This is a genomic window from Pseudovibrio sp. Ad37 (assembly GCF_001623075.1).
GTDB lineage: Bacteria > Pseudomonadota > Alphaproteobacteria > Rhizobiales > Stappiaceae > Pseudovibrio.
On the sequence record NZ_LMCF01000085.1, the window covers coordinates 1 to 4,046 of the forward strand.

A 4,046-nucleotide genomic window follows, 5' to 3' on the forward strand; every position below is an offset into this window, starting at 1 on the left:
ACTGACCGACCGGACACTTCGACCATCCCGTAAAACAAGACGGCGGATCTTGGCTGCACTTTCCATCAATATCACCCGTTCATGCCCCGCGCTAAATGCACGGATCCTAACAAACAGGTGGGTCAATCTTAAACGCTCATAACCCACCTAACCGGGTCAATTTTGCATGCCGATTCACAACAGTGGGCTTCTTAGACCTTATACCACCGGTCCTAATTCTCAATTCTGTTTTCTTTCCACCTGTTTGAAAACAGGCCTCATTGGGCGGAAACTAACGACGAGCAGCACGGCACTCCGCGGTTTCATCATAGCGGAGATCTCAAGGACAGTTGTGGTCAAAAATTGGCGAGAATCTTTCGTGCCAGTTCTGGTGGTTGGGTCGATTCCGGGTAGTATTCGAGCATCGCGCCATCTGGAGCAATCAGGTAGATGTAGCTCGTATGATCCATGAGGTAATATTCAGAGTCGTCCGATAGATCCGATCGCTCATAGAATGCCTTGAAGGCTTCAGAAAGTTTTCTGATCTGAGCATCTTCACCACTCAACCCGAGGAACCCTTCGCGGAAGCCACTCAGGTATTCCTTAAGAAACTCCGGTGTATCGCGCTGTGGGTCAACGGTCACAAAGATCGGGTCGGGCTCAATCCCCTTCCCTTCAAGGATGTCGAGAGCTTCGCTCAAGTTCAGGAGAGTGACCGGGCATATTTCCGGGCAAAACGTATAGCCGAAGAAGACCAACCGGTGTCGCCCGGAAAGGTTTCCCCACCTCAGGGAGGCCCCCTCATGCGAAGTCAGAGCGATCCTCTTTACGTCCGGTCCATCAACGTTGATAGCGGTGGACAACGCAGGCCTTGAGTCTGCACCTTTTACCAGAGGTCCTTGTGAAAAGTAGCCAATGGAGGCACCCAACAAAGCGATAACTGTAAAACTGGAAGCCGCAACCAGGAGACTAATTTGCCTCGACGCTACTTTCATGGTTCTTCTCCGTCTTTGGCGCTTACTTCAGCGTGTGCAGGTAGGCAAGAAGATTGGTCACATCGCCATCCTTCCTGATGCCACCAAAGGACATCTTAGTTCCCTTTAAGAATTTTTTGGGGGCCTTCAGAAAGTGTGCAAGATTTTCGTCGTCCCAAACGAGGCCGGATGTTTTCATTGCTTTTGAATATTTGAAGCCCTCTATCGTTGCAGCATGGCGGCCTACAATGCCAAAGAGCGACGGGCCAAGTTTGTTCTTGCCTTCTTCAGGTGAGTGACAAGCTGCACATTTTTTGAAGACTTTTGCACCTTTGACGGCATCGCCTGCTGCGTAAGCCGGGCCGCTCAGCATCATAACGGACAGCAGTGACAAGACTAGCTTTCTCATATTTTTCCACTTATTTTGAGATGTTGGTAGGTAGAAGGTTGGAAAGAGGCAGTTCGGATGCCTAGTCGCGAACGACACGAAACCCGATATTCGCTGGAGGGAAACCGATGGAACACCCCCCTGTTGGCACGACCCTGATCAACTCGGGCTGGTAGGTCATATGCACACCCGCCAGAATCCGAACTCCGCGGCAATTCTTATTGATTTCTTGTTTTGGCCCCTCAGAGGACCTGCGCCAGCAACTTTGTGTCCATTCCCAGACATTTCCGGAAATGTCAGCAACACCATTATCTTCGGTGCCGTGGAAACCTACGGATTGAGTGCGTCGCTTACCGCGCTTGCTATAATTAACGTAGTCAGCAGCCCAAGCCAGACGCGGATCGTCGAACAATTTATCAACCTTCTCATCGATCACATCGTCTGCGAGCGCACGCCACTCGGTCTCAGTGGGCAACCGGTAAGTTTGGCCCGTTTCGTGAGACAGCCACGCCAGATATTGTTGGGTATCCAGCCAGCTGACGTCTGTAACAGGATGGTCATCTCGCACGTACTTTCGTCGCAGCGGCTGGTGTGAACAGCCCCCGGCATCGACGCAGGCCTGCCAATCCCCGAAAGTTACCTCGTACTTAGCCACCGCGATCCGCTTCGCGCCCCTTCCCGGGGTGTCTATTGTGACCTCAACCATTTGAGGTTGGGGTGCGTCCCCCGAGGAAAACACCTCGGGGGACGCAAGACGTGCTGAGAGATCTGGCAGGTAGACCTTCGCATTACTACCAACCCAGATGGAGGCAGCGGCTACTCCCAGGGATAGGGTAATGTAAATTGACAGCTTCATCTCATCTCTCTACGTCTCGAACCAGTCGGCTTAGGCTGGAATTGGACCAGGTTTGGAGACCTGTTTCATCAAATCATCGTTCCATTCCCCATCGACGATGATGTGCGAGGCAGCGCCAAGTTCAATCGCTTCAATGAGATTGTGGTTCAGGTATACGTAAACGCCCGGCTGGCGGAATGTATAAAGCGCCGCTCCCGCAGAGCCGCCACGGATGAACCAGGTCTCAAGTCCGGTCGCAGGGGTGTCTGCAAAGGAGCCGGTTTCCCAAACGTAGTCGCCATGACCACCAATCAGGTGTGGTCGTGTATCCCGGTTTGACTGGGCGTGAATGAAGAGCGCCGTGCGGCCAACTGCGGATTTGAGCGCGTTATCACCTGTCAACGCACCGACCTTGCCGTTGAAGACCACATGCGTCGGTGTCAGTGTACGCATGACTGGGAAAACGTCGCCGAAGTTGTCGCCTGCACCCTCATAGACCTTCCAGTCGCCGTTCTCGTCTTTCGGAATGTAGAAATCCTGCTCACCAACATAGAAAACATCGTCGTATGACAGAGGGTTACCATCTTTGTCCTTCAGGCCTTCACGCGGCAGCACCATGACGGCACCGTTCATACCATGAACAACATGGTAGGGGATCATCTGCCCTTCAGGAGCACAATGGTAGACAAAGACGCCTGACTTTACAGCCTTCCAACGCAGTTTCACCTGCTCACCCGGCAGTACATGTGTCAGGGCCCCCCCACCGAGCGCACCGGTGGATGAATGGAAGTCGATGTTGTGGTCCATTCTATTGGTTTCAGGGTTGATCAACGTCAGTTCCACGTAGTCACCTTCGTGGCAGACAATGAGTGGGCCCGGAACGGACCCATCAAAAGTCAAAGCCCAAGTTTCTGCGCCAGTGTCGTCCACTTCCCAGCGCATTTCCTTAATGGTCATCGTGACTTCGACAACCTTCGGACCGTCTTGCGCGACCTGATCGTGTTTAGGGGCAAAAGGTGGGGCAACCAGCTCTTGTTTCACACGAGGCAATGCAGAAATTTCAGTCTCAGTGAGTGATACTTCAACTTCCGCTGCAACGGCAGCAACTTCTTTTGTTGCCGCAACGGCCTGATTGGCAGCAACAGCAAAGGCGCCAAACGCAGCAGTGGATGATGCAACAGTCGACACCTTCAGAAAACTGCGTCGGTCTAATCCATTATTCGAACTTGATGTCACTTGATATGCCTCACCATAATTTGCTGAACTAAATTTGCTCAACTCAACAGATATTTAAAATATCTTTTTATGTAAAAAATGTATTTGCCATATATCAAGTTTGCGACACAATCCTCGCTGTCCTATCGCGCACATCGGCTCTACGCAGCCTTGGTGCATTTTGCAATGTTTATGCGATTGAAACGTTGATGGACCAAATCATGCTGGCACGCGGCGAAGATCCAATAGGGTTTAGCCTCAGACATCTGGACGACCCCACGGCTCACGCATGAAACTATAAGCTTATGATTTTTTGCATATAATCACTGTTCAAGCCTGCGGTATTTCGGCGTCTTTTTATGCTGCCCTAGCGGGTTGTGTCGGCTTTGACGAGATTGATAGCAATCTTCCTAAGAACACTTAAATTTGCGGCCGCGTGACGGTAGAGAATGCGGCCATTGTCCTCGCGAAATCCAACGTCAAGCCCCAGTGCATCTGAAGATGGGCAGACAGAAAAAGACAAGGTCGATTACGTGCACGTACTCGAAGACAAAATCTATGAAAATCCGCTTGTTATGACGCAAATAGAAAACAACACCAAAGATCAAGCAAAGCTGGGTGGCTTCCAAAATGCAGTAGACAACGCGATTATTAC

At 51.3% G+C, this 4,046-nt stretch carries 5 protein-coding genes; 1 reads left to right on the forward strand and 4 read right to left on the reverse strand.

Annotated elements, in window-relative coordinates; translation table 11 throughout:
- Positions 1 to 335: 335 nt before the first annotated feature.
- From PsAD37_RS14040 to nirK, 4 genes are all read right to left on the reverse strand, one after another.
- Positions 336 to 974, reverse strand: a complete 639-nt coding sequence (locus PsAD37_RS14040; protein ID WP_063296686.1) for an SCO family protein — start codon at positions 972 to 974, stop codon at positions 336 to 338.
- A gap of 22 nt (positions 975 to 996) precedes the next feature.
- Positions 997 to 1,362 (reverse strand): cytochrome c family protein, encoded by a 366-nt coding sequence (locus PsAD37_RS14045; RefSeq protein ID WP_063296687.1) that lies wholly within the window; start codon positions 1,360 to 1,362, stop codon positions 997 to 999.
- 61 nt (positions 1,363 to 1,423) lie between these two features.
- Entirely contained in the window at positions 1,424 to 2,197 is a 774-nt protein-coding gene (locus PsAD37_RS14050) for a formylglycine-generating enzyme family protein (protein ID WP_063296688.1), read from the reverse strand.
- 30 nt (positions 2,198 to 2,227) lie between these two features.
- Complete coding sequence (gene nirK / locus PsAD37_RS14055) at positions 2,228 to 3,412, reverse strand: copper-containing nitrite reductase (protein WP_063296689.1); 1,185 nt, start codon at positions 3,410 to 3,412, stop codon at positions 2,228 to 2,230.
- 428 nt (positions 3,413 to 3,840) lie between these two features.
- On the opposite strand from nirK, the gene PsAD37_RS14060 reads away from it, so the two are divergent.
- A partial coding sequence (locus PsAD37_RS14060) for a hypothetical protein (RefSeq protein ID WP_193778270.1) occupies positions 3,841 to 4,046 on the forward strand: 206 nt, incomplete at its 3' end.